The 21,715-nt window shown below is 68.6% G+C and carries 20 protein-coding genes and 1 tRNA gene; 9 read left to right on the plus strand and 12 right to left on the minus strand.

The genetic code is table 11. The annotated features are described in order from the left end of the window. Nucleotides 1-32: 32 nt before the first annotated feature. Entirely contained in the window at nt 33-392 is a 360-nt protein-coding gene (locus ACFVBH_RS13860; RefSeq protein WP_379001977.1) for an alpha/beta fold hydrolase, read from the minus strand. Nucleotides 393-673: 281 nt separating this feature from the next. Between ACFVBH_RS13860 and ACFVBH_RS13865 the strand changes: the two genes are divergently transcribed. Then, the gene (locus ACFVBH_RS13865) at nt 674-3,775 is read left to right on the plus strand and encodes a DUF4132 domain-containing protein (RefSeq protein WP_379001978.1); all 3,102 of its coding nucleotides are present in this window, start codon (nt 674-676) and stop codon (nt 3,773-3,775) included. Between the two features lie 187 nt (nt 3,776-3,962). On the opposite strand, the gene ACFVBH_RS13870 is transcribed toward ACFVBH_RS13865, so the two are convergent. Further along, a tRNA-Met gene (locus ACFVBH_RS13870) sits at nt 3,963-4,036 on the minus strand. Between the two features lie 372 nt (nt 4,037-4,408). Between ACFVBH_RS13870 and ACFVBH_RS13875 the strand changes: the two genes are divergently transcribed. The 4 genes from ACFVBH_RS13875 to ACFVBH_RS13890 all read left to right on the plus strand — a co-directional run bounded on the left by ACFVBH_RS13875 (nt 4,409) and on the right by ACFVBH_RS13890 (nt 8,292). Beyond that, the gene (locus tag ACFVBH_RS13875; RefSeq protein WP_379001979.1) at nt 4,409-5,176 is read left to right on the plus strand and encodes a hypothetical protein; all 768 of its coding nucleotides are present in this window, start codon (nt 4,409-4,411) and stop codon (nt 5,174-5,176) included. Nucleotides 5,177-5,345: 169 nt separating this feature from the next. Beyond that, nucleotides 5,346-6,350, plus strand: a complete 1,005-nt coding sequence (locus ACFVBH_RS13880) for an AraC family transcriptional regulator (RefSeq protein ID WP_379001980.1) — start codon at nt 5,346-5,348, stop codon at nt 6,348-6,350. A 165-nt stretch (nt 6,351-6,515) separates the two neighbouring features. Beyond that, the gene (locus tag ACFVBH_RS13885) at nt 6,516-7,637 is read left to right on the plus strand and encodes an acyl-CoA dehydrogenase family protein (protein WP_354987507.1); all 1,122 of its coding nucleotides are present in this window, start codon (nt 6,516-6,518) and stop codon (nt 7,635-7,637) included. A 160-nt stretch (nt 7,638-7,797) separates the two neighbouring features. Next, nucleotides 7,798-8,292, plus strand: a complete 495-nt coding sequence (locus ACFVBH_RS13890; protein WP_379001981.1) for a Uma2 family endonuclease — start codon at nt 7,798-7,800, stop codon at nt 8,290-8,292. A gap of 33 nt (nt 8,293-8,325) precedes the next feature. Here ACFVBH_RS13890 and ACFVBH_RS13895 read toward each other — a convergent pair whose 3' ends face one another. Both ACFVBH_RS13895 and ACFVBH_RS13900 read right to left on the minus strand, forming a co-directional pair. After that, complete coding sequence (locus tag ACFVBH_RS13895; protein WP_379001982.1) at nt 8,326-8,880, minus strand: potassium channel family protein; 555 nt, start codon at nt 8,878-8,880, stop codon at nt 8,326-8,328. Nucleotides 8,881-8,950: 70 nt separating this feature from the next. Then, a complete protein-coding gene (locus ACFVBH_RS13900; RefSeq protein ID WP_379001983.1) occupies nt 8,951-10,084 on the minus strand; it encodes a Ca2+-dependent phosphoinositide-specific phospholipase C in 1,134 nt (377 codons plus the stop codon). A 148-nt stretch (nt 10,085-10,232) separates the two neighbouring features. Here ACFVBH_RS13900 and ACFVBH_RS13905 point away from each other — a divergent pair, with 148 nt between their 5' ends. Further along, a complete protein-coding gene (locus ACFVBH_RS13905; RefSeq protein WP_379001984.1) occupies nt 10,233-10,886 on the plus strand; it encodes an SDR family oxidoreductase in 654 nt (217 codons plus the stop codon). Nucleotides 10,887-11,019: 133 nt separating this feature from the next. On the opposite strand, the gene ACFVBH_RS13910 is transcribed toward ACFVBH_RS13905, so the two are convergent. From ACFVBH_RS13910 to ACFVBH_RS13920, 3 genes are all read right to left on the minus strand, one after another. Beyond that, entirely contained in the window at nt 11,020-11,553 is a 534-nt protein-coding gene (locus tag ACFVBH_RS13910; RefSeq protein ID WP_354987502.1) for a DUF779 domain-containing protein, read from the minus strand. Next, nucleotides 11,553-13,076 carry an aldehyde dehydrogenase gene (gene adh, locus ACFVBH_RS13915; protein WP_379001985.1) on the minus strand — a complete coding sequence of 508 codons (1,524 nt, stop codon included), beginning with the start codon at nt 13,074-13,076 and terminating at the stop codon, nt 11,553-11,555. The genes ACFVBH_RS13910 and adh overlap by 1 nt, the downstream gene beginning before the upstream one ends. A 95-nt stretch (nt 13,077-13,171) precedes the next feature. Further along, a complete protein-coding gene (locus ACFVBH_RS13920) occupies nt 13,172-14,401 on the minus strand; it encodes a transcriptional regulator (RefSeq protein ID WP_379002768.1) in 1,230 nt (409 codons plus the stop codon). A gap of 375 nt (nt 14,402-14,776) precedes the next feature. Between ACFVBH_RS13920 and ACFVBH_RS13925 the strand changes: the two genes are divergently transcribed. After that, a complete protein-coding gene (locus ACFVBH_RS13925; protein ID WP_354991704.1) occupies nt 14,777-14,980 on the plus strand; it encodes a hypothetical protein in 204 nt (67 codons plus the stop codon). On the opposite strand, the gene ACFVBH_RS13930 is transcribed toward ACFVBH_RS13925, so the two are convergent. Beyond that, entirely contained in the window at nt 14,923-16,041 is a 1,119-nt protein-coding gene (locus ACFVBH_RS13930) for an FAD-dependent monooxygenase (RefSeq protein ID WP_379001986.1), read from the minus strand. The two genes, ACFVBH_RS13925 and ACFVBH_RS13930, sit on opposite strands and share 58 nt — an antisense overlap. A gap of 294 nt (nt 16,042-16,335) precedes the next feature. Here ACFVBH_RS13930 and ACFVBH_RS13935 point away from each other — a divergent pair, with 294 nt between their 5' ends. Continuing rightward, entirely contained in the window at nt 16,336-16,518 is a 183-nt protein-coding gene (locus ACFVBH_RS13935; RefSeq protein WP_354991706.1) for a hypothetical protein, read from the plus strand. 192 nt (nt 16,519-16,710) lie between these two features. On the opposite strand, the gene ACFVBH_RS13940 is transcribed toward ACFVBH_RS13935, so the two are convergent. After that, nucleotides 16,711-17,367, minus strand: a complete 657-nt coding sequence (locus ACFVBH_RS13940; protein WP_379001987.1) for a response regulator — start codon at nt 17,365-17,367, stop codon at nt 16,711-16,713. After that, nucleotides 17,364-18,503: a sensor histidine kinase gene (locus ACFVBH_RS13945; RefSeq protein ID WP_354991708.1), complete on the minus strand. Its 1,140-nt coding sequence runs from the start codon at nt 18,501-18,503 to the stop codon at nt 17,364-17,366. Before ACFVBH_RS13945 ends, ACFVBH_RS13940 begins: the two co-directional genes overlap by 4 nt. A gap of 160 nt (nt 18,504-18,663) precedes the next feature. Here ACFVBH_RS13945 and ACFVBH_RS13950 point away from each other — a divergent pair, with 160 nt between their 5' ends. Continuing rightward, the gene (locus ACFVBH_RS13950) at nt 18,664-19,149 is read left to right on the plus strand and encodes a DUF6326 family protein (RefSeq protein WP_379001988.1); all 486 of its coding nucleotides are present in this window, start codon (nt 18,664-18,666) and stop codon (nt 19,147-19,149) included. A 106-nt stretch (nt 19,150-19,255) separates the two neighbouring features. On the opposite strand, the gene ACFVBH_RS13955 is transcribed toward ACFVBH_RS13950, so the two are convergent. Then, nucleotides 19,256-20,401 carry an LLM class flavin-dependent oxidoreductase gene (locus ACFVBH_RS13955; RefSeq protein ID WP_379001989.1) on the minus strand — a complete coding sequence of 382 codons (1,146 nt, stop codon included), beginning with the start codon at nt 20,399-20,401 and terminating at the stop codon, nt 19,256-19,258. Between the two features lie 99 nt (nt 20,402-20,500). After that, nucleotides 20,501-21,709, minus strand: a complete 1,209-nt coding sequence (locus ACFVBH_RS13960; protein ID WP_379001990.1) for an SfnB family sulfur acquisition oxidoreductase — start codon at nt 21,707-21,709, stop codon at nt 20,501-20,503. Nucleotides 21,710-21,715 lie beyond the last annotated feature (6 nt).

The following is a 21,715-nucleotide window of genomic DNA, read 5'->3' on the forward strand; positions in this document are numbered from 1 at the left end:
GGGGGCACATGGTTTCCGGTGCAATGAAGGGATCAGTAGTGACGCATCGCCACGCTAGCCCGTGACCTTCCATACGGATGGTCCACGACCGTGCAGTACTGCGGTCTCCGCCCAGAGGCGAATACCGCGAGCAGGTCGTTCAGCCCGGGTTGGCCGGCGTGCGCGGCGGCGAACTCCTGCAGCCGCCGAGCGGCCTCCGCACCGTGCTCGGGCCCGGTCACCGGTGCGCCCTCGTAGAGGACGATGCCTGCGAGCCCGGCAGGGCGGTGGATCGCGTGGTAGGCGGCGACGAGCGCGCCATGCGAGTGACCGAGCAGATACACCTGCGGCACATCGAGGTGAGCGATGATCCGTTGCAGCGCAACACCGTAGCGCTCGCCAGATCCTGGCATTGACCCAATGCGATCCATAGCGACGACAGCGTCTCCGACTTCGCGAATCCACACTGGAAACGACACTGCGACAGGGGGATCCGTTGTCGCCACCGTACGTGGCTGTACGGCCCGGCCACACCCGCACAGAACCCACGTCACGTCCCTGCACCCTGCTGGTCACGAGTTCGTCACCCTGGAGCTCAGGGCGGAGTGATCGTGGCGTTCGACTTGGCGCGAATTTGTCGTAGTGGCCTCCTAGATTGTTGTGCGAGTGGGACGCAATATTTCTGGGAGAGAGCATGACTCGCACGATGCCGACCGATGTCGATGAGGACGTCTGGCAGGTGCCCGCGGATTGGCCCGTTGCGCCCGGCCGGGCGTGCGGACCGGTGGCGCCGCTGGATCCCGAGTTGGCGGCGAGGTGGGCCGCGTACTGCTCGGAGTCGGCGGCCTGGCTCGCGGCACAGGTGGACGAGCGGCACTCCGAGATTCGTCAGGCATGCGATGCCGCCGGGGATACGGCGCACGGGGCGAGCGGTCTGACGGCACTGGAATCTCTTGCCTCGGCGACCCCGCTCGGTGCGGCTGTGCTCGCACAGGTCTTGGCGAAGAGTCACCGCTGGTCCAATGGAGACGCCGCCGTCGCCTCCGGCTGGGTCCACACCTACGGCCCGGTGTTCGCGGCCGAAGCCGCTGTGCTGTTGGCCGATTCGAGTTGGACGCGCCACCCGGAAACGGATGTCTACCGCCCAGCCCCGCGGCGTCCCGATGACATCAGCGATTCGATGTACACGCCGATCCTGTACCGGATACGGCTGCACCTCTCGATGCTCCCCGAAGACACCTACCGCGCGGTGGTGGCCCGGCTCGAAGAACTGCGTGGCCCGGACGCGCACCCGGTCGCGCGGATCGCGACCTCGATACTCGCACCTACCGAGCAGCAGTGGGTCGACGCGGACATTCGCGACGCGACGCGCCCGGCGCGCCCGATCAATAACGCGTATCGGCTGCTGCTGATGTCGATCACCACCCGCGAGCAACTCGACGAACTGGTCGAGAAGACCGGCCGGCCGATGTGGGGGCGTGCCCTCGGCGAGGGAGTCGCTCGACTGGGGGCCGACGCGGCCACCCTGCTGGATCAGCTCATCCGCGATGCTCGGCACGGCTGGGAACGGCGGCTTGCCGACATGCTGGCGCATCTCCCCTCCGACGAGGCGTTCTCCTTCCTGCTGTCCCATGTGGACCCACCCCGAATCTCGGCTCAAATACTCACGGCGATGGCGCTTTACCCGCGCCGCGCGATGAGAGTGCTGGCCGGGCAGGAACAACCGGCCACCGCAGTGCGCGAGCTGCGCGACCGCTACGCCCGCACCCGCCCGGAACTCGCCGCCGAATTGGGAATTCCGGTGCCGCCGCGTACGTGGGCGAATCTCGACGCACTCCCGGAACCGCTGCGGATGCCACTGCACGAGCAGCGAGTCACCCGGGTTGCCCGCGCCCGCCCGGCTGTCGGGTCCACGTTCGAACACCGGCCGGTCTCGCTGGACTGGCTGCCCGGCGAGCAGGCGCGCTGGGCCGCGCACCATGATCAGCGGCGGTCGGTCAGCCTGGTCGGCAGTGCGGATGCGGCGGGTTTCCTGCTGACGCTCGGGACGAAGGCAGGCGATATCGACCCGACGATCCTGATGCCGTTCACCGGAACTCAGGTGACCACCTTGATGATCGGGTGGCTCAATGGGAAGAAGCACCACCTCACCGCTCTTCGCTGGTTCGATCGGCATATCGTCACTGCCGCACCGGATCTCATCGCCGCGATCCTCGACGTACCCGGCAAGTCTCGGACCGCTGCCGACAAGGCGGTACGTACGCTGGCCGATCGGCACCGCGACACGCTGCTGGCGACGGCGATGGTGCTGGCGCCCGATGCGTTCGGGACCGTAACCACGGTCGCGGACAGCTGGACTCCGCCGAAAGACATTCCCGCACCGCCGGATTGGCTACTGCTCGCGGGTCTGCCACCGATCGTGTTGCGGGACAGCGGCCTCGCGGTACCCGATGCGGCCGTGCACACGCTGGTCACGATGCTCGCGGTGATCGAATCCCACGGCAAACACCCGAGCATCGCGCAACTCGCGGCGCTCGCCGAACCGGACTCGCTGCGGGACTTCGCCTGGGGACTGTTCGAGGCGTGGATGTTCTCCGGGATGGCCGACGGTGGCATCTGGGTGATGCGAGCGCTGGCGCTGTTCGGTGACGACGAGACCGCCTGGCGGCTGGAACCGATCATCCGGTCCTGGTATTACAGCGCGGGTTCGCCCGCCGAGGCCGCGCTGCGGGTGCTGGTCGCCATCGACAGCGACGCCTCACTCACGGTGCTGCGCCGGATCTCGCAGCAGGCCAAGGCCAAGGCGTTCAAGAAGCACGCGTCCGTGGCCGTCCGTCAGATCGCGGATGCGCGCGGCTTCACCGATGAGCAGTTCGCCGACCGTCTGGTGCCGGACTTCGGGCTGGGCGAAACCGGCTCGCTGGTCATCGATTACGGCACCCGCGCGTTCCTGGTCCGGATCGATCAGCGGCTGAGTCCACTCGTCTTCGACGCCGTGCCCGACAGCCACGGCGGGTGGGGCGCGGCGGGCAGCCGTAAGGTGCTGCCCCGGCCGACGGCCAAAGACGATCAGGACAAGGCGGTCTCGGCCTACCAGGCCCACACCGCCTTCAAGGAGATCTTGAAATCGACAGCGGCGACGCAGACCAAGCGGCTCGAGCTTGCCATGCTGTCGGGGCGGCGCTGGTCCGGTGCGGAGCAGCAGCGGTTGTTCATCGAACATCCGGTGCTGCAGCATCTGGCCCGCAGCCTGGTCTGGGTGGTGTTCGACGAGTCGGGCGCGGTCACCGGGTCGTTCCGGATCGCCGAGGACGGCAGTCGCGCCGACATCGACGACGAGGCCGTGAAATTGGCCGATGACGCGCTCGTCGGTATCGCCCATCCCGTCCATCTGGGCGAGTCGGTAGCGGAGTGGGCGGGGCTGTTCGCCGACTACGAAATCCTCGCGCCCTTCCCGCAGTTGGATCGCCTGTGGTGGACGGCTGATTCACCGGGTTTCGACGATGTGCTGGATCGCCTCACCGATCGGAGTGTGCGCACGGGAACGGTGCTGGCCCTCAAGCGACTCGGTTGGCAGTGGGAGGGAGACGGCGGGAACGTCGTGACCCGCCTGTGGCGCACGCTCGCAGGCCGTGTCCACGCCGAACTCACCGTCGAGCCCGGGCTGTGGCTGGGCAGGTTCCACGAGGACGAGAAGCAGACCATTACCCGCGCCACGGTGCACGGGGCGACCCTGCGGGAACTCGACCCGATCGTCGCGTCCGAATTGATTCGTGAACTGGGGATACTGAGTTGAGCAACGCAATGACCGAGGCCGGGCCGCAGAACCTACCGGAGAACTTGGTGTGCCACCCGGCACCGAGGAGCGGTGGCACCGCGAAACCCCGGGACTGCAGCGCACCCCCGAAACCGAGTTCGGCTGATGATGTCAAATGAACGCGAGAACGGCCCGGAGCCAACTGATTCCGGGCCGTTCTATCTAGTAGCGGGGACAGGATTTGAACCTGCGACCTCTGGGTTATGAGCCCAGCGAGCTACCGAGCTGCTCCACCCCGCGTCGGGTGAACAGAACAGTACACAGGGGTACCGGCTATCTCCAAAACCGCCGCTCAGCTGCACCCCGAGCGCGTTCGCGACCGACGAGGCACTGGATCCGATGGGCGGATCGCGGCTTGCGCATGCGGATCATCGAGATCCTCCGGTGACGGGGACGCCGGAATCGAGGGACATAGGATCTCGGGGTGCATGCCGACACCGCGGGCGCTGCGCTTATCGCCAGGGCCGCAGCAGGATTCGAACCGCCCTGCCGGGGAGAACCGTCCAGGCTTATCAGAGATTCGTTCACTATCGACTCGGTAGTTGTGAGTTGGTACGCGATTGAACCTGGCGAGTTGTTGACGAATACGTTTCGACCAAGATTCACAGCGCCATGAGCAGGGCACAGAAGGAATACAAGCTCTTGGAGTTGTCCCTAACCGAAAAAATGAGCCATCTCGGTTACTTCATCCGCCGCGATTCAGGAAAGCCATCTGGAATGGTTTTCGTGCGAGTACCGGAGAAAGACTTCTACCTCCGAGGGACACAGGGCATCATCGTCGATGCGGAAGCAAGCGCAGAGGGGGCAGCTACGCTGACCGGGAGGGCATGCATTCTTTCACGGCACGTCAAGGAGACCCTTCGGTCATTGCCCGCCACAACCCGACTCTTTCCATCCCAATTCGAGGATGAATTGAGACTGGAGAGCTTGGATTCAGAAAAATTCGGGGACCTCCCGGATAGCGAAGGGCAATCTTCTGTATTCCTATCCGACATCATTGAAGCGTCGACGTGGTTCACTCGTTTCGTATCAGGTCCGGTCGAGTCCTGGTACGCCGACAGGACCGACATCGAGAAGCTGGCGATCCTGGCAACTACCCCGGTGCATAGCACCTCCGCCCGCAGACATATGATCGATATATTTCGATTCAATGGCGTACTGATTCAAGCCATTATCGAAGAGCGCGCCGACATTGCGGCGGCGATGATGCACTGGCACGAGGTGAACCCCGGAAAGCATTCTCCCGACTCGAGAAGGCGTGCACACGAATTCGATAGAGCCTTGCGCGAGATATACCCGACCTATGCCCTTGAACGACAGCTGCGACACCGCCGCTTCGGAACAAAAGGGGCATTCACGCTACCAACCGGCACTCGGTGACAGGTGCGATATCGACGAGATGCGGCATATTAGCGCCGTGGATCCTTGCATGAATTCATGGCAGAGCCCGCGACAAACGATCCGATCCCGGTACAGGAGCCCGGTACGAGCCGCGCGGATGCTCCGCCGCCGTGGCGGCCGGGGCCAGGGTGATTGGTAGCGTTGGCGGGTGCCGCCCTCACACGCCCGGAACACGCTGCCTATTCAGCGGGTGCGCGCCATGGCCGAGCTGGCCGTGGGGCGTGGGTGGGACGTCGCGGGAATCCTTGGGGAAGTGGGGATCTCGCCGGAGCTGCTGGCAGAGGGGCGATCGCGGGTTACTACCGACCAGGCGGTGGCGCTGGTGCAGCGGCTGTGGCGGGACACCGACGACGAACTGCTCGGGCTGGGGCTCGCGCCTGTGCCGCGGGGAACGTTGCGGCTGGTGTGTTTCGGACTCATGGGAGCGCCGACACTGGGGGACGGCATCCGGCGGTTCGAGAGCTTTCGGCGATCACTGCCGGGCATCCCGCCGCTGACGCTGGAGACCGAGGGCGACGAGGCGCGGGTGCGGTTCGACCTCACGGGTATAGAGCAGCCGATCGGGCTGATCATCGACACCATGCTGACCATCACGCACCGCTACCTGGGATGGGCCGCAGGTGGGCGACTGCGGCTGCGGCGGGTCGAGGTACCGTACGCGCAGGACCCCGACATCGACGACTACGACGCGATTTTCGGTGCGCCGGTGGTCTTTTCGATGCCGGGACCCGCGCTGGTGTTCGACGCCGCTCTGCTGGAGCATCCCGTCGACCGCAGCCAGGACGAGCTGGCGTCGTTCCTGCGCAACGCGCCGGCGGGGGTGCTGGGTACCCGCGACTACTCGGTCTCGCTCGCCTCGCAGGTGCGGCGCGCCCTCGAACGCGGACTCTCGGGGCCCTGGCCGAGCCCGGACGACATCGCCGCCGAACTCGCTATGAGCCCGCAGACCCTGCGCCGGAGGCTGCACGACGAGCACACCTCTGTAACCCGGATCCGCGAACAGATCCTGCGCGACGCCGCCATCGCGAGCCTGGTGCGCGGGGACGAGACCGTCACAGCGCTGGCCCGGCGGCTCGGCTTCTCCGAAGCCAGCGCTTTTTCGCGAGCCTTCCGGCGCTGGACCGGGAGCGCGCCCGGCTCATACCAGCACTGAGACCTGCCGCGCGCTCACGGCGTAGCACCCACTGGACGCTCGAGCATTACGGTCAAGAAAACGAGCGAGCCGGTCATTGGCGCGACGGCAATACCGTCCTACCGTTCGATCAGAGCCGACACGAACAGAGGAGTTCAACTCGTGGCCCTGCATCGCTCGCCGTGGATGGACGAGGACCTGGACGCGCTCGCCGATCTGGCGCGCCGCTTCTTCGAGAAGGATTGCGCACCCAACGAGGACCGGTGGGGACGGCAGCACCACGTCGACCGTGAGCTCTGGAACCGCGCCGGCGAGCTCGGGCTGCTGTGCCTGAGCATCCCCGAGGAGTACGGCGGCGGTGGCGGCACCTTCGCGCACGAGGCCGTGGTGCTGACCGAGCAGGTGCGCGGGCTCGCGCCGAGCCTCGGCAACCCGGTGCACAGCGGCATCGTCGCGCACTACCTGCTCGCGTACGGCACCGAGGAGCAGAAGCAGCAATGGCTGCCCAAGATGGCCTCGGGTGAGATCGTCGGCGCGATCGCCATGACCGAGCCGGGCACCGGCTCGGACCTGCAGGGCATCAAGACCAAGGCCGTCAAGGACGGCGACGACTACGTCATCAACGGCGCCAAGACCTTCATCACCAACGGCTACCTGGCCGACCTGGTGATCGTGGCCTGCAAGACCGGCGAGGGCAAGGGCGCGGACTCGGTCTCGCTCGTCCTGGTCGAGACCGAGCGCGAGGGCTTCCGGCGCGGGCGCAACCTGGAGAAGATCGGCCAGCACGGGCAGGACACCTGCGAGCTGTTCTTCGACAACGTCCGCGTGCCGCAGTCGAACCTGCTGGGCACCGCCGAGGGCATCGGCTTCATCCAGCTCATGCAGCAGCTGCCGCAGGAGCGCCTGATCCTGGCCGTCATCGCCGCGGCCGCGATCGAGAAGACCGTCGAGGTCACCCTGACCTACACCAAGGAGCGCGAAGCCTTCGGCAAGCCGGTCTTCGCCTTCCAGAACACCCAGTTCACCCTGGCCGAGTGCGACACCATCAAGACCATCGCCTGGAGCTTCACCGACGACTGCGTCAACAAGCACCTGCGCGGCGAGCTCGACGTGCCCACCGCCGCCAAGGCCAAGTGGTGGCTGACCGAGCAGCAGTGCAAGGTCGCCGACGAGTGCCTGCAGCTGTTCGGCGGCTACGGCTACATGGCCGAGTACCCGATCTCCCGGATGTACGCCGACGCGCGCATCCAGAAGATCTACGGCGGCACGAACGAGATCATGAAGCTGATCATCGGGCGGACGCTGTAGGTCGACGCGACCGGCTCACGGCCCCGGCATCACACGGTGATGCCGGGGCCGTTCCACATTCAACGGGCCTCGCACCGTCGAGCCTGGAGCGGGAGTCATCCGCTCGGCACGGTTCCGCCCTACCATGGTCATGACGAACAGGAGCGGGAGGAGCGACGAGATGAGCCTGCATCACCAGCTAGTCGAGGTAGCAGCTGGAATGGACGTGCCGGAAGGATTTCGTGCAGATGCGAAAGGCGAAGTGATCGTCGTGTCCCCGCAGCGACCCGAACACTGGAATCTCATCCTGGAGATCGCGTTTCGGGTCCGGCTGGCGGATTCGACGCTTCTCACCACCTCGGATGTGAAGATCGCGGGGACCGGGGACAACGACAAAGCCCCCGATGTGGCGATATTCCGTAAAGACGCCGAGCTGCACGCGCGCAACGCGCTGGCGTTCTTCGAGGTGGTGTCGCCGAGCAGCGTCGAGGCCGACTACATCGACAAAACCGCCATCTATGCCGCGGCCGGCGTCGCCGAGTACCTGATCGTCGATCCGGCCCGCGAGACATGGACACTGCTCACCAACCCCGTCGACGGTGCGTATCAAGTCACGACCACGAAGCCGATCGCGACACCGGTGCGGGTAGCCGGCATCGAGTTCGAATTGGGCTGACGTCGAACTGTCGCGCTGCCGATCAGAATCTGATCATCGGGCGGACCCCCTGGCGGAACGCAATTGCCGCTTCCGGACCCGGGCCGAGGCCGTGATCAGGCGCAGGGCCATGCCGAGCAGCAGCAGGTTGCCCAGCATCTGAACCAGGACGAAACCCTTGGACAACTGGGTCACCGCGACGATGTCGCCGAAACCGACCGTGGCGAAGACCGTCACGGTGAAGTAGAGGGCGTCGAGTTTGGTCAGGGCCGCACCGAAACTCGCGGTATCGGCCAGAGACAGTAGGTAGTAGATCGTCGCGAAGGCGATCAGGTAGGCGCCGAAGACCGTGGCGAGGGCCTCGGCGGCCTGCTCGAACGGGCGATTGACCCGCAGAATGCGATTCACCTGCCAGCCGCACAGCGCGAACACCAGCGCCAGGCCGACGATCAGCAGCACCACCGCCGGGACGTCGTCGAGCTGATCGAACGGCAGCACGAAGTACGCGACGGTGAAGGCCGTCAGGACCAGGGCCGGGCGCAGCATCACACGGTAGATCGGCCGCCGCCGCGATCCCGAATTTCTGCTCTCACCAGGCCGTTTCGACATGGACAGATGCTACGGCGGCGAGCGCCCGCGCCGTGGTACCCGGAATCGCGGGTGTCGAGGCGTTCCGGCGTCAGCAGGCGCGAGAGCGCACGGCGAACGCGGCGGGCACGTGCATCCAGTCGAAGGTCGTCGCGCTGGGATGGATCGTCTCGGCCAGCGACTGCACCCGCTGGGCCACCGCGGCGGGATCGGCGTCGGCGGCCAGCGCCGGGGGTACGCCGTCGGCCCCGGTCGCCACCGTCAGATAGCGATTCGCGCAATAGAACGGCAGATTCGGGTCACCGAGCCAGTCCGCGGCCTGATCGTCGAAGACCACGAACCAGGGGCGCAGGCGCGCTTCATATCTCGTGCGCGGATCACCGTTGCCGGCGGCCGAGGACATGGCGGGGAACATCATGGCCCGATCCGCCTGCCCGGCGGCCGCCAGCCGGTCGAGATGGTTCGCGTACTCCTGTTCGGTCGACACGTTGTCGAGTTCGTAGTCCGCCAGGACGTTCTCGACGGTGCCGGTGATCGGATAGAGGATGAACTTGCCGCGCAACTGATTCCAGGCCGGCCAGCCCGAGTCGGCGACCGCCTCGTCCAGGGTTCGATGACCGGGCCCGAGCAGGTCGGCGGGTGCGAACACCTTGTTCCGGCCGAGGTGATCGGCGACGAGGCGATCGAGCTGGGCGGGGCCCATGCCCGCGCGACCGCGGAAGCCCCACTTCAACTCGATCTTGAGGTAGATCGGATCGTGGCCGGGAGTGCTGTCGCTCCAGGATCTCAGCGCATCCAGGCACTGGCTGAAATCGCCACTGCCCCCGGCGGATCCGGAACCGCCGGCGCTGCCCGAGCTCGACAGGCTCCCCAGGGCCCCGGAGCCGGGGGTGTACTGACAGTTGTTGTCGTTGGCCAGCGGGTTGGTGTGGCTGACGATCCAGCCGTGCTCGCCGCCGTAGGTGGTGTAGACGTCGAGTTCGAGCAGCCGCGCGCCCTTGTTCAGGCCGTCCGCTATCGACGCGCCCTTGGACCGCTCGTAGGCGTTGTGCAGGCCCGAGACCGAGATCTGGTTCAGCGGCACAGCGTCGAAAGCGGAACTGTCCGTGCTTGTGGGGACCGCCTGCACCGAACTCGAGCACACCAGCAGCGCGGCCACGGCAACCGCCGCGGTGGCGCTCTCGCGCAGCCGTCGGCGAACAGTCTCGGGTGTAACGGCTTTCATGCGTTCTCCTACACGGCGGGGCAGTCACGGTCCTCCCCCGCGCGGAAGTAAACATGATCATCGGCCACGCCGCTGGTCAATTGACCAGATTGGACGGACGCGCTGTCGCAAGGGCGGAAACCGCGAAGCGCGGCCTAGACTCGCGCCCATGCGCATCGCGATTATCGGAGGACACGGGCAAATCGCACTGCAACTCGGCCGAATCCTGAGCGAGCGGGGCCATGCCGTGCAGAGCGTCATCCGCAAGCCGGCGCAGGCCGGTGACATCGAGGCGGCGGGCGGCGAACCGCTCGTGCTGGACCTCGAACGGTCGAACGCGGAGGATCTCGCGGCGGCGCTGGCGGGCGCGGACGCGGTGGTCTTCGCGGCGGGCGCGGGACCGGGCAGCGGGCCCGAACGCAAATACACCGTCGACCGCGACGGTTCCGTACTGCTCGCCGATGCCGCTGTGCGCGCGGGCATCCCGCGCTTCCTCCAGATCTCCACCATGGGCGCGGGCAAGCCGGCCGCCGGTGGCGACGAGTCCTGGATCGCCTACATCGACGCGAAAACCCAGGCGGAGGACGATCTTCGCGCCCGCGACCTGGACTGGACCATTCTGCGCCCGGGTCGGCTGACCGACGAACCCGCCACCGGGCAGGTGCAGCTCGCCGACTCCGTTGCCGCCGGAAGCATCCCGCGAGCCGACGTGGCGGCGGTGCTGGCGGAGCTGCTGATCACCGGGGCGGGCGCGCGGCGGACGCTCGAATTGATCAGTGGCACAGAAGGTGTCGACAAAGCGGTTTCAGCACTCCGCAGCTAGACAGGCATTAGCGCTGCGGTGCACCGGAATTCGCTACTCCAGCCGGGCATTCGCCAGCCCCTCGGTACGACCCGCAACCCCTGCGCCCCGCCATTCGGAAATGACGGGGCGCAGGGGTCATTTCGACCACAGGTCAGTTCGACCCGGCCCCCGGGACCGGGCAGGCGTCGACGGCTTCGGCGACGACCTGGGGTTCGGCCGACAGTGCCGGGCGAGCGCCCTGCTCGAAGTCCGCGCCGGTGATCGGCGCGTCCGCGCTCAGCGCTTCGAGCTCCGCGGGCTCGAAAACCCGTCCCCGGCTGAGGAATCGATAGCCTTCCGGCGCTTCGAGGCTGAAGCCCGAGCCACGGCCCGGCACCACGTCCAGCACCAGCTGGGTGTGCTGCCAGGCCGCGAACTGCGGGCCCGAAATCCACACCGCGGCGGCGTCTTCCGAGTCCGGCGCCGTCTCGGCCACCTCGCCCGTGCGCAGGTTCAGATCCAACAGACCCAGCAGCACGTCTCGATCGCCGATGACGAATTCGCCTGCCGGATAACACATCGGGGCCGAGCCGTCGCAGCAGCCGCCGGACTGGTGCAGCATGAGCGGACCGTGCGCGGCGCGGAGGCGACGGAGCAGATCCATCGCCGCCGCGGTGGCGCGCACCCGCCGGGGCGGGGTGGGCATCAGAAGAAGCCCTGCGCCTTCCCGGCATAGCTGACCAGCAGGTTCTTGGTCTGCTGGTAGTGGTCGAGCATCATCCGGTGATTCTCGCGGCCGATGCCGGACTGCTTGTAGCCGCCGAACGCGGCGTGCGCGGGGTACTGGTGGTAGGTGTTGGTCCACACCCGCCCGGCCTGGATGTCGCGGCCCGCGCGGTAGGCGACGCCGCCGTCGCGGGACCAGACGCCCGCGCCGAGGCCGTACAGGGTGTCGTTCGCGATCTTGATGGCGTCGTCGTAATCGGCGAACGAGGTCACCGACACCACCGGGCCGAAGATCTCCTCCTGGAAGATGCGCATGGCGTTGTCACCGGTGAACACCGTGGGCTGCACGTAGTACCCGCCGGACAGATCGCCGCCGAGGTCCGCGCGCTCGCCGCCGGTGAGCAGGGTCGCGCCCTCGCCCTTGCCGATCTCGATGTACGACAGGATCTTCTCGAGCTGATCGTTGCTGGCCTGCGCGCCGATCATGGTCTCGGTGTCCAGCGGATCACCCTGGCGCACAGCCTTGGTGCGCACCACGGCCGCGCTCAGGAACTCGTCGTAGATGTCGGCCTGGATGAGCGCGCGCGACGGGCAGGTGCAGACCTCGCCCTGATTGAGCGCGAACATGGCGAAGCCTTCGAGGGCGCTGTCCTGGAAGTCGTCGTTGGCGGCCAGTACGTCGGAGAAGAAGATGTTCGGGCTCTTGCCGCCGAGTTCCAGGGTGACCGGGATCAGGTTCTGCGAGGCGTACTGCATGATGAGCCGGCCGGTGGTGGTCTCACCGGTGAAGGCGATCTTCTTGATGCGCGGGCTGGACGCGAGGGGCTTGCCCGCCTCGACGCCGAAGCCGTTGACGATGTTCACCACGCCGGGCGGGAGCAGGTCGCCGATGACGCTCATCAGGAACAGGATCGAGGCCGGGGTCTGCTCGGCGGGCTTGAGCACCACCGCGTTGCCGGCGGCCAGCGCGGGGGCGAGCTTCCAGATGGCCATGAGGATCGGGAAGTTCCACGGAATGATCTGCCCGACAACGCCGAGCGGCTCGTGGAAGTGGTAGGCGACGGTGTCGCTGTTGATCTCCGAGATCGAACCCTCTTGGGCGCGAACGGCTCCCGCGAAGTAGCGCAGGTGATCGATCGCGAGCGGGATGTCCGCGGCCATGGTCTCGCGGATGGGCTTGCCGTTGTCCCAACTCTCGGCCAGGGCGATGGCCTCGAGCTGCTCCTCCATGCGGTCCGCGATCCGGTTGAGGATGACCGAGCGCTCGGCGACCGAGGTCTTGCCCCACGCGGGAGCGGCGGCGTGCGCGGCGTCCAGCGCGAGTTCGATGTCCTCCGCCGTGCCGCGCGCGACCTCGCAGAAGGTCTGGCCGGTAACCGGCGTCGGATTCTCGAAGTACTGCCCCTTGACGGGCGCGACCCATTCGCCGCCGATCCAGTTCTCGTAGCGGGACTGGAAGGACATGGCGGCCCCGTCGGTGCCGGGGCGGGCGAAGACAGTCATCGAAGGCTCCTGGATGTGCTGACGATACGTGCGGTGTCAGGTGTGATCCAGAACGCTACGAGCGGGCATGTTGCAGCACCGTTGCAATAAACTGGTCATACGCCCAATTTGCGATCCAGCAGCGCCAATTGCGCTGCGACCTGGGCGTACATCGACGAATTGCGGTCCAGCGACGCGAGATAGGCGCACCAGGCGGCGATATCGTCGCGGCCGTCCACCGAACCCGTCCAGCGCGCGAGCAAGCGGCGATCGCCCACCGCCAGCAGCGTCGCCCGCACCCGCGCATGCAGATCGGCGCGCAACTCGACGATGCCCGGCGCGAGCGAACGCGGCAGCACCGCACCCGGATACGCGCGCAGCGCCGCCGCGGCATCACCCCGGGCCAGCGCGCGGCGCACCACGGCGATGTCGGTGTCCAGCTGCGTCAGCAGCCGATACGGCCGCGAGCCCAACCCGCTGGCGCCCACTATCTTTCGCACCCGCGACAACTCCGCGCGCACCGTCACCGGATCGAGTTCGGACTCGTCCAGCAGCATGGCCAGATGGTCGGCGCTCAAGCCCTCGGGATGCTCGGCCAGCAGCAGCAGAATCTCGGCGTGCCGCTGGGACAGGCGAATTCGCTCGCCGTCCACCGTCAGCGCGGGCCGCCCCGGGCCCAGTACCTGCAAGCGCGCGACGGCGGGCTCCGGGCGCGCGGGCACGCCCAGCAGCCGCAGCCGCAGTTCCGATTCCGCCGCGACCACGGTGGCCCGGATCAGCGACAGCACCTCCGGCGCGGCGACCCGCGGCCCGCCGGTGATGTCGATCGCGCCGATGATCTCCCCGCTCAGCGGGTCGTGCACCGGCGCGGCGGTACAGCTGAACTCGTGTACCACGCGGCTGAAATGCTCGGCCCCGAAGATCTGCACGTGATGATCGAGCGCGAGCGCGGTGCCGGGGGCATTGGTGCCGACCCTGTCCTCACTCCAGTCCGCGCCCTCCACGAAGTTCATGCCGGTGGCCTGATCCTTGACCTTCGGATCGCCCTCGACCCACAGCAACCGGCCCCGCGCGTCACTGATCGCCACCAGCAGACCCGCCTCCGCGGCGTCCTCCACCAGCAGTTTTCGCACCACCGGCCGGATCAGCGCGGTGGGATGGGTGGCGCGATACCGCTGCAGATCCGCGCCCGCCAGCTCGACCGCACCGCCGAAGCCGTCCGGATCGACCCCGTTGCTGCGGCTGCGCCGCCAGGAGTCGAGCACCACGGACCGCACCGAATCGCCACACGGGCGCACGGTCGGCAGGGCGCTTCCCGCGAGGAACGAACTGTGCGCGACGGACATCCGCGACGCCAGTTGCGCGACGTCGTCGTCCGCCCGGACCGCGACCCACGGGCTGCCCTGCGCGAGTGTGCTCAATCGGTGTCCTTCACATCGCCCCGTCCCCCACTGTAACGCCGGTCACGGTGCCGATGGCCGGGTTGCCGCGGTTGGCCGATGGCCGGGTTGCCGCGGTTGGCGGGCGCTCGAGGCCGGGTCGGCCACCCGCGACCGAGCTGGGCCGGGCACAGGGCCGGATGGACGACGCTTGGGACGAATCATGCAATTTGATAGGTCCGTGGGTGGCGGGCGAGCGCACCCCGTACGGTGCCAGGTAGGCGGAGTCGACCCTAGTCATTCGGATACGGCGACCCGGCGTGGCTTCCGGGAAGTATTCATATGACCTCGACACAACCCTCGGATCTGTTCGCTGAGCAGGGCGAGTTCGGTGCGGCGCGCGCCGCTGAGCGCGCGGCGACAGCCCGGCAGAACGCACTGGCGAGCCGCACCATCGCGAGCCGGGCCCTGGACGCCGCGGACTGCCGCTACCTGTTGGACATGCTCGGGCTCGGGTCGCCGGGTACCGAAGCGGACCCGGTGTAGGCGCCGCCCCACCGCCGGCTCGCGGCCGCCAGTTCGCGAGCCGGAGCCAGGCGCAGGCCTTCGTAAACGGTCAGGGCCGCGGGGCCGCGGGAACCCAGGACGCCGGCGGCGAGGCTGTCCCGCAGCGCGAGGGCGTCATCGACGCTCGCGTTGTCACCGTGACCGATCGCCGGGGCCCGCGTGTAGGCCGCCGATCCCAGCAGGGCCACCCGGCCGTGCGCCAGGCGCTCGGGCAGTTGATCACCGGTCGGCGCGCCGTGGACGAGACCCTGTTCGAAGCACTCCGCCACCGCCGCACCCCACGGGGCGGGCCAGCAGCGGCGGGCCTGCTCGGCCAGCTCCGCGGCCAGGTCCGGCGGGAACAACTCGGGCTCGAGGCCACGCAGAATCCGCCCGTCGCGGATACAGCCGTGTGCTTCGAGCAGCCGGGCCCGGGTCGGGTCGTGCCAGGCGAAACCCATGGCGCGCAAGCCTTTCGACGGGATTCGGCCGGTCAGCCCCGGCAGTGGGCGCGCCACCAGGACCTGTTCCCCGGATACCAACGTCGCCTCGCCGGCCGGGGCGCCCGCCGGGAACGCGTCGTCGGCGATCCAGCCGCGCCAGGTGAGATATCCCGAGTAACCCGCCGACGCCCGGTCCGGATCGACCGCGGCGCGCGCCGGGCCGTGCCCGCCGTCCGCCCCGATCAGCACATCCGCCTCGAACTCCGCCGAACCGGTTGCGGCATAGGCGAAATCGTCGTCCTGATCCACCTCGGTGACATCGGAACCGAGCCGCAGGTCGAGCCCGATCACCCGGGCCGCCACCTCCGCGAGCCAGTTGTGCAACGCGTTGAAACCGGTCGGACGGCGATGGCCGTGGAGATAGGCCAGGGCGTCCTCCGGATCCTCCCCGGTCACCGCGCACAGCAGCCGATAGTCCACGCCCAGCCCGCCGCGTCCGTCGAACGCGTCCCGCGACTCCAGCACCGTTGTTCGAATACCATTGCGCGCCAGCGCGATCGCGGCGGCCAGTCCGCCTATCGATCCACCCACCACAATGGCGCTTCCCTTGCCCCGCACGCACTGTCCTCCCGATAGAAGCAACACCCGCCCGGCTGCGAGCCGCACCGGGCCGCACGCTGCGCGCAACCCTACCGGCGGCGCGCGCCGAACCCGCCGATCCCCTGCGCGACATCGACACGCTGAAAAGTTGCTATGCCATACCAAATCGTTGCCTGCGCGCGGCACACCCGTGCTCAAATAACAATGCGAACAGTTGGTTTCTGGCTAAGATCAGCGCCAGAACACTGTAAACGGCGGCCCAGGATGCGCTTCACCTTGCCGTCGGCACTTCGGAGAAGAGGGCTTCATCGCATGAATTTCCAGAAGAGTCACGAAGACAAAGAGTTTGCCGGAATATCGCGGAAGATGTTCTCGGTGGGCGAGACCGGCGGCCGCATCATCCTCGGCCCGGTTCCCCACATCGGGCGGGACATCGGTTCGATCACCGACCACCGGCAGCTGCCCGGTCTCGAAACACCGGAAGAAGCCCGATAATTCGCCCGCGGGGCCCCCGCTGATCCGGACGGCACGACCACCGAGAACGTCAACGGACGCGTTCACCGCGCCGGGGTGATCGGCGACCCCGGACAGGCGCCTCCGATGGCGCGTCGAGCATCCGATCGCAGTGAGCGGCAACCAATTCGGTGATCGCCGTACGATCGCGGCCCGCGTCGCGATCGGCATGCGCTACTCGCCCCGCACGCGTCCGGTGTCGTATGCCCACATCGCGATCTCGACACGGTTGCGCGCGCCGAGCTTGGCCATCAAGGCCGCGACGTGGGACTTGACCGTGCTCAAGCCGACGAAGAGCGCGGCGGCGATCTCGGCGTTGGTCCGGCCGCGGGCCACCAGCGCGAGCACCTCCTCCTCGCGCTCGGTGAGCGGGTCGATGGGCTGAACCGGCGCCGGCGGCCGCTGGTCGGCGAAGGTCGCGAGCAGCCGGCGGGTCACGTTGGGGGCGATGAGCGCGTCTCCGGCGGCCGCCGCGCGAATGGCCTGCACGAGCAGCTCCGGCCCGGCGTCCTTGAGCAGGAAGCCGCGGGCGCCGGCGCGCAGTGCGCCGAGAACGTACTCGTCGAGGTCGAAGGTGGTGATGACGACGACCGCCATCGGGTCGGCCACGCCGGGGCCCGCCAGGCGCCGCGTCACCTCGACGCCGTCGAGCCCGGGCATCCGGATGTCGACGAGCAGGACGTCGGGCCGCAGCCGGGCCGCCAGGTCGAGCGCAACGAGCCCGTCCGCCGCCTCCCCCACGACCTCTAGATCGGGATAGGCGCCGAGGATCATCACCAGCCCGGTTCGGACCAGGTCCTGGTCGTCGGCCACGACGACCCGGATGCTCATGCCGGCCCCAGCATCGGCAGCACGACCTCGACCACCCAGCCGCCCTCGGGACCGGGGCCCGCGGACAGCGTTCCGCCGAGCAGCTGGGCGCGTTCACCCATGCCGAGCAGGCCGAAACCGGGCTCCGGGACCGGCCCCGGCTCGGTCCGCCCGTCGTCGCTGACACGCAGCCGGACGGCGTCGCCCGCCCGGCGGACGTCGATCCCGACCCGGGTCGCGCCCCGCGCGTGGCGTACGGCGTTGGTCAACGACTCCTGCGCGAGCCGGTAGAGCGCGGCGTCGACGGGTCGCGCCAGCCGCGTCAGCGAACCGTCCAGGGACACTTCGACACCGGGCGTCGCGTCGGTGCGCGCCAGCGCGGGCAGGTCCGCGACACCCGGCGCGGGTGCGTAGGCGGCGGCCCCGTCCTCACGCAGCACACGCACCATCGACCTCATCTCCGCCAGGGTTCGCGATGCTTCGGACTCTATCGCGGCCAGGATCTCGGCGGCCTGCTCCGGCCGGGTGCGGGCGACCACGCCACCGGCCTGCGCCTGCACCGCGATGGCCGAGACGTGGTGGGCCACGGTGTCGTGCAGCTCGCGTGCCAGCGCCACCCGCTCCTGATTGCGGATCTCGCGCTGCCGGCGATGCCAGAGATCCGCGCGGTAGCGGAACACCACCGCCAGCGCGACGAACAACAGCAGCAGGACGATGCCACCGAAGACATCGGCCGGGCCCGCGGCCGCCGCGTACATCCCCAGCGCGACAACGACTGTCACGAATGCCGTCCCCCAGAGCATCTCGCGTCCCGAACCCCACCGCACCAGGGAGTACAGCAGGATCGGGATGACCATCATGGAGTAGAGGCCGAGGTCCCCGGTACGCCCGGCGAGCTGGAGGACCGAGAGCAGCCCGGCGACACCCCACCCCAGCAGGGCGGCGGTGAGCGGGCGGCTCCGCCGCCAGAGCAGGGCGGGCACCAGCGCCAGGGCGAGGACCGCCGCCACGGGAAGCCGGGACGAGCCCGCCCGGACGATGCACTCGACCACGGTGGCGGCCACGAAAACGCCCACCAGCAGCCAGTCCAGCCGGCCGACGGGCGGGGCGTCGCCGGGTCTCGGCTCGTGCCGGAGGGAGTGCCGGAAGGTGACCACGACTCCAGCCTAGGGATCGGCACGCCGCGGCGGACCAGCCGAAAGGACGAGAGCGAACTCGTGCCATCGGCCGGGCGAACTCCGGCCTCCGGGCGGGTGTGCCCGCCGCCGGGCTCGACGATCGTGGACCTACCGACCCACAGCAGCAACGGAGCCCGCCATGACAACGCGTCACCCCACCTCCGCACTGGAAGACCCGCCGATCCCGGTGCGCGCCAAGCTCGCCGCGTGCTGGGCGAGCTTCATGTTCCTGTACGTCTACGTGGACATTCTCAACTTCTACACACCCGGCGTCATCGACGAGATCCTCGACGGCAAGGTCTTCGAGTTCGATGTCTCCCAGACCTTCTCGATCACGGCGCTGACCCTCATGGCCGTCCCGATCTTCATGATCGCGCTGTCGATGATCCTGCCCGCCGGGGCGAGCCGCGTCGCGAACCTGGCCGTCGCCGTGCTCTACGTCCCCGTCACGGTCTTCAACGTGTCGGGCGAGACGTGGTTGTTCTTCTACGGCCTCGGTGTCGCGCTGGAGCTGGTCCTGCTCGCCCTCATCCTGCGGTTCGCCTGGACCTGGCCCCGCACCGCGCCTTCGGCGACCGCCTCGACCCGCCCGGATCGTACGGGCGTTCGTGCCCAGCGGGCGTGAACCGAGGCAGACACGCGCACGCGAAAGTGGCCCGGAACCGCTCGGTTCCGGGCCACTTCGCTGGTGGCGGGAACTTCCCGGGCCCGATGCCGCGGCACGGTCGCGTTCAGTGCGCGAACGGCACCCGCGCCGCGCCCGCGGCGGCGGTATCGCGGAACGGATGCCGCCACAGGTCCTTTCGGCCCAGGATCGGAAGCACACCCTCCCCGAACCAGTAGGCCTCCTCGAGATGCGGATGCCCGGAGAGCACGAACTCGTCGATTCCGAGGGCGTGATACTCCTCGATCCGTGCGGCGACCTCGGCGTGACTGCCCACCAGGGCGGTGCCCGCCCCGCCGCGGACGAGACCGACACCGGCCCAGAGGTTGGGCGAGACCTCGAGATCGGCGACGGTGCCACCGTGCAGGGCGCGCATGCGCCGCTGGCCTTCGGAGCCGCTGCGGGCCAGCCCCGCTTGAACCGCGGCGATGGCCGCCGGGTCCAGGGCATCGACGAGCCGGTCGGCTTCGGCCCACGCCTGAGCGGCGGTGTCGCGGGTGATGACGTGCAGCCGGATGCCGAAGCGCGGCGGGGTGCGACCCGCCGCCGCAGCCAGCGCGCGGATCCAGTCGAGCTTGGCGGCGACGGCGTCCGGCGGTTCACCCCAGGTCAAATAGACGTCGCTGTGGTCGACGGCGACCCGCCCGGCGGCGGGGGAAGAACCGCCGAAGTAGATCTCCGGAATCGGGTGCGGAACGCGATCCAGGGCGGCGTCGGCGACGTGAATGTGGTCGCCCGCCAGCGTGACCCGCTCCCCCGCCCACAGCCGGCGGACGACCGTCAGGAATTCGCCGGTGCGCCGGTAGCGCTGGTCCTTGTCGAGATGGTCGCCGTACGCGCGCTGCTCGTGATCCTCACCGCCGGTGACCACGTTCAGCAGCAGCCGGCCACCCGTGTGCCGCTGATAGGTGGCGGCCATCTGGGCTGCCAGCGTCGGCGACACCAGACCGGGACGGAAGGCGACCAGGAACTTCAAGTGCTCGGATTCGCGGGCGAGGATGGCCGTGGTGAGCCAGGCGTCCTCACACCACGCCCCCGTCGGGGTCAGCGCCGCTTCGAAGCCGAGATGCTCGGCGGCGCGGGCGATCTGGGCGAGGTAGCCGATGTCGGCGGGGCGGTCACCGCTCGCCGCGGTGACGGTCGTGCCGTGACCGCCGCCCACGAGATAGCGGCTGTCGCCGTAGGTGGGTAGAAACCAGTGGAACCGCAACATGTTTCAGCATCCGTTCTGCGGATCGAGGGCGTCCGGCAGCGCCGCCGCGGCCGAGGTGGCGGGCGCTGATCGCGGAGCGGACCGGGAGTGAGCGGGCCTTCAGAGGACGCCGTGCCGCGGCGGCGGCGTACCCGTGAGCACGAAGCGGCCGATGTGCTGGATCTTCCAGCGCACGGGATCGTGCAGGGTGTGCGTGCGCGCGTTGCGCCAATGCCGGTGCAGGTTCAGCGAATCCAGCGCCGAGCGGGTGCCCGCGACCTCGAAGAGCGCGTTGGTCACCTCGAGGGCGGCCCGGTCGGCGGCGGCCTTGGCGGTGGCGACCGCGATGGAGGCCGCCGCCGCGCCGGCGTCGTCGAGATCCTCCTGCGCCCGGTCGATGGCCGCGCCCGCCACCGCGAGCAGCGCCTCCGCAGCGCGCACGCTCACCTCCAGTTCCCCGAAGCGCTGCACGGTGAGCGGGTCGTCGGTCGCGTGCTCCACCCCGGCCTCGAACCACGGCCGGCTCCGGGTGCGGACGAACTCCGCGGCCTCGGTGAGCGCCCCGCGAGCGATACCGGCATCGATCGCGGTGTGCAGGATCTGGGCGCGCGCACCGTAGAGCTGCGGCCCGGTGAACGTGAGGTGGTGCGGCACCACGTGTTCGGCGGGCACGCGGACGCCCGCGAGGTGCACCGTGCCGCTCGCGGTGGTGCGCTGGCCCATGCCGTCCCAGTCGTCGACGACGGTGAGCCCGTCGGCGTCGGCGGGTACGTAGGCCACCACGATCCGATCCGCGTCGTCCTTGGCCAGCACCGGAATCCAGTGCGCGAACAGCGCTCCGGTCGAGTAGTGCTTGACCCCGTCCAGGACGTGATCGCCCGCCGGATCCGACCGCAGCCGGGTCCGGTAGTCCTGCACGTGTTTGGTCCCGAGCTCGGACTGGGCGTTGCCGAATCGCTTCCCCGCCAGCACTTCCGCGAACAGCAGGCGTTGCAGTGCGTCGGTGCCGTTCTGCCGCAACGCGTTCACGTACACGAAGTGACTGTGCGGGATCTGCGCGACGTTCGGGTCACCGGACGCCAGCAGCCGGAACACCTCCGCGGCGACGGCGGTCGGCACCTGTGCACCGCCGAACTCGCGGGGCACCGTGATGCCGAGCAGCCCGCTGGCGGACAGCTCGTCCAACTCGGCGCGCGGTAGTTCGCGCCGGGCGTCGCGATCCGCCGCGCCGGCGGCGAGCCGTTCGGCGAACCCGGCCGCGACCGCCAGCGCCTCGTCGGCGTCGGCGATCACGCGCGCGGTCACCGGTCGTTCGGCGATCTCGGTCATCTTGTG

This window comes from Nocardia sp. NPDC057668 (assembly GCF_042799795.1).
Lineage (GTDB): Bacteria > Actinomycetota > Actinomycetes > Mycobacteriales > Mycobacteriaceae > Nocardia.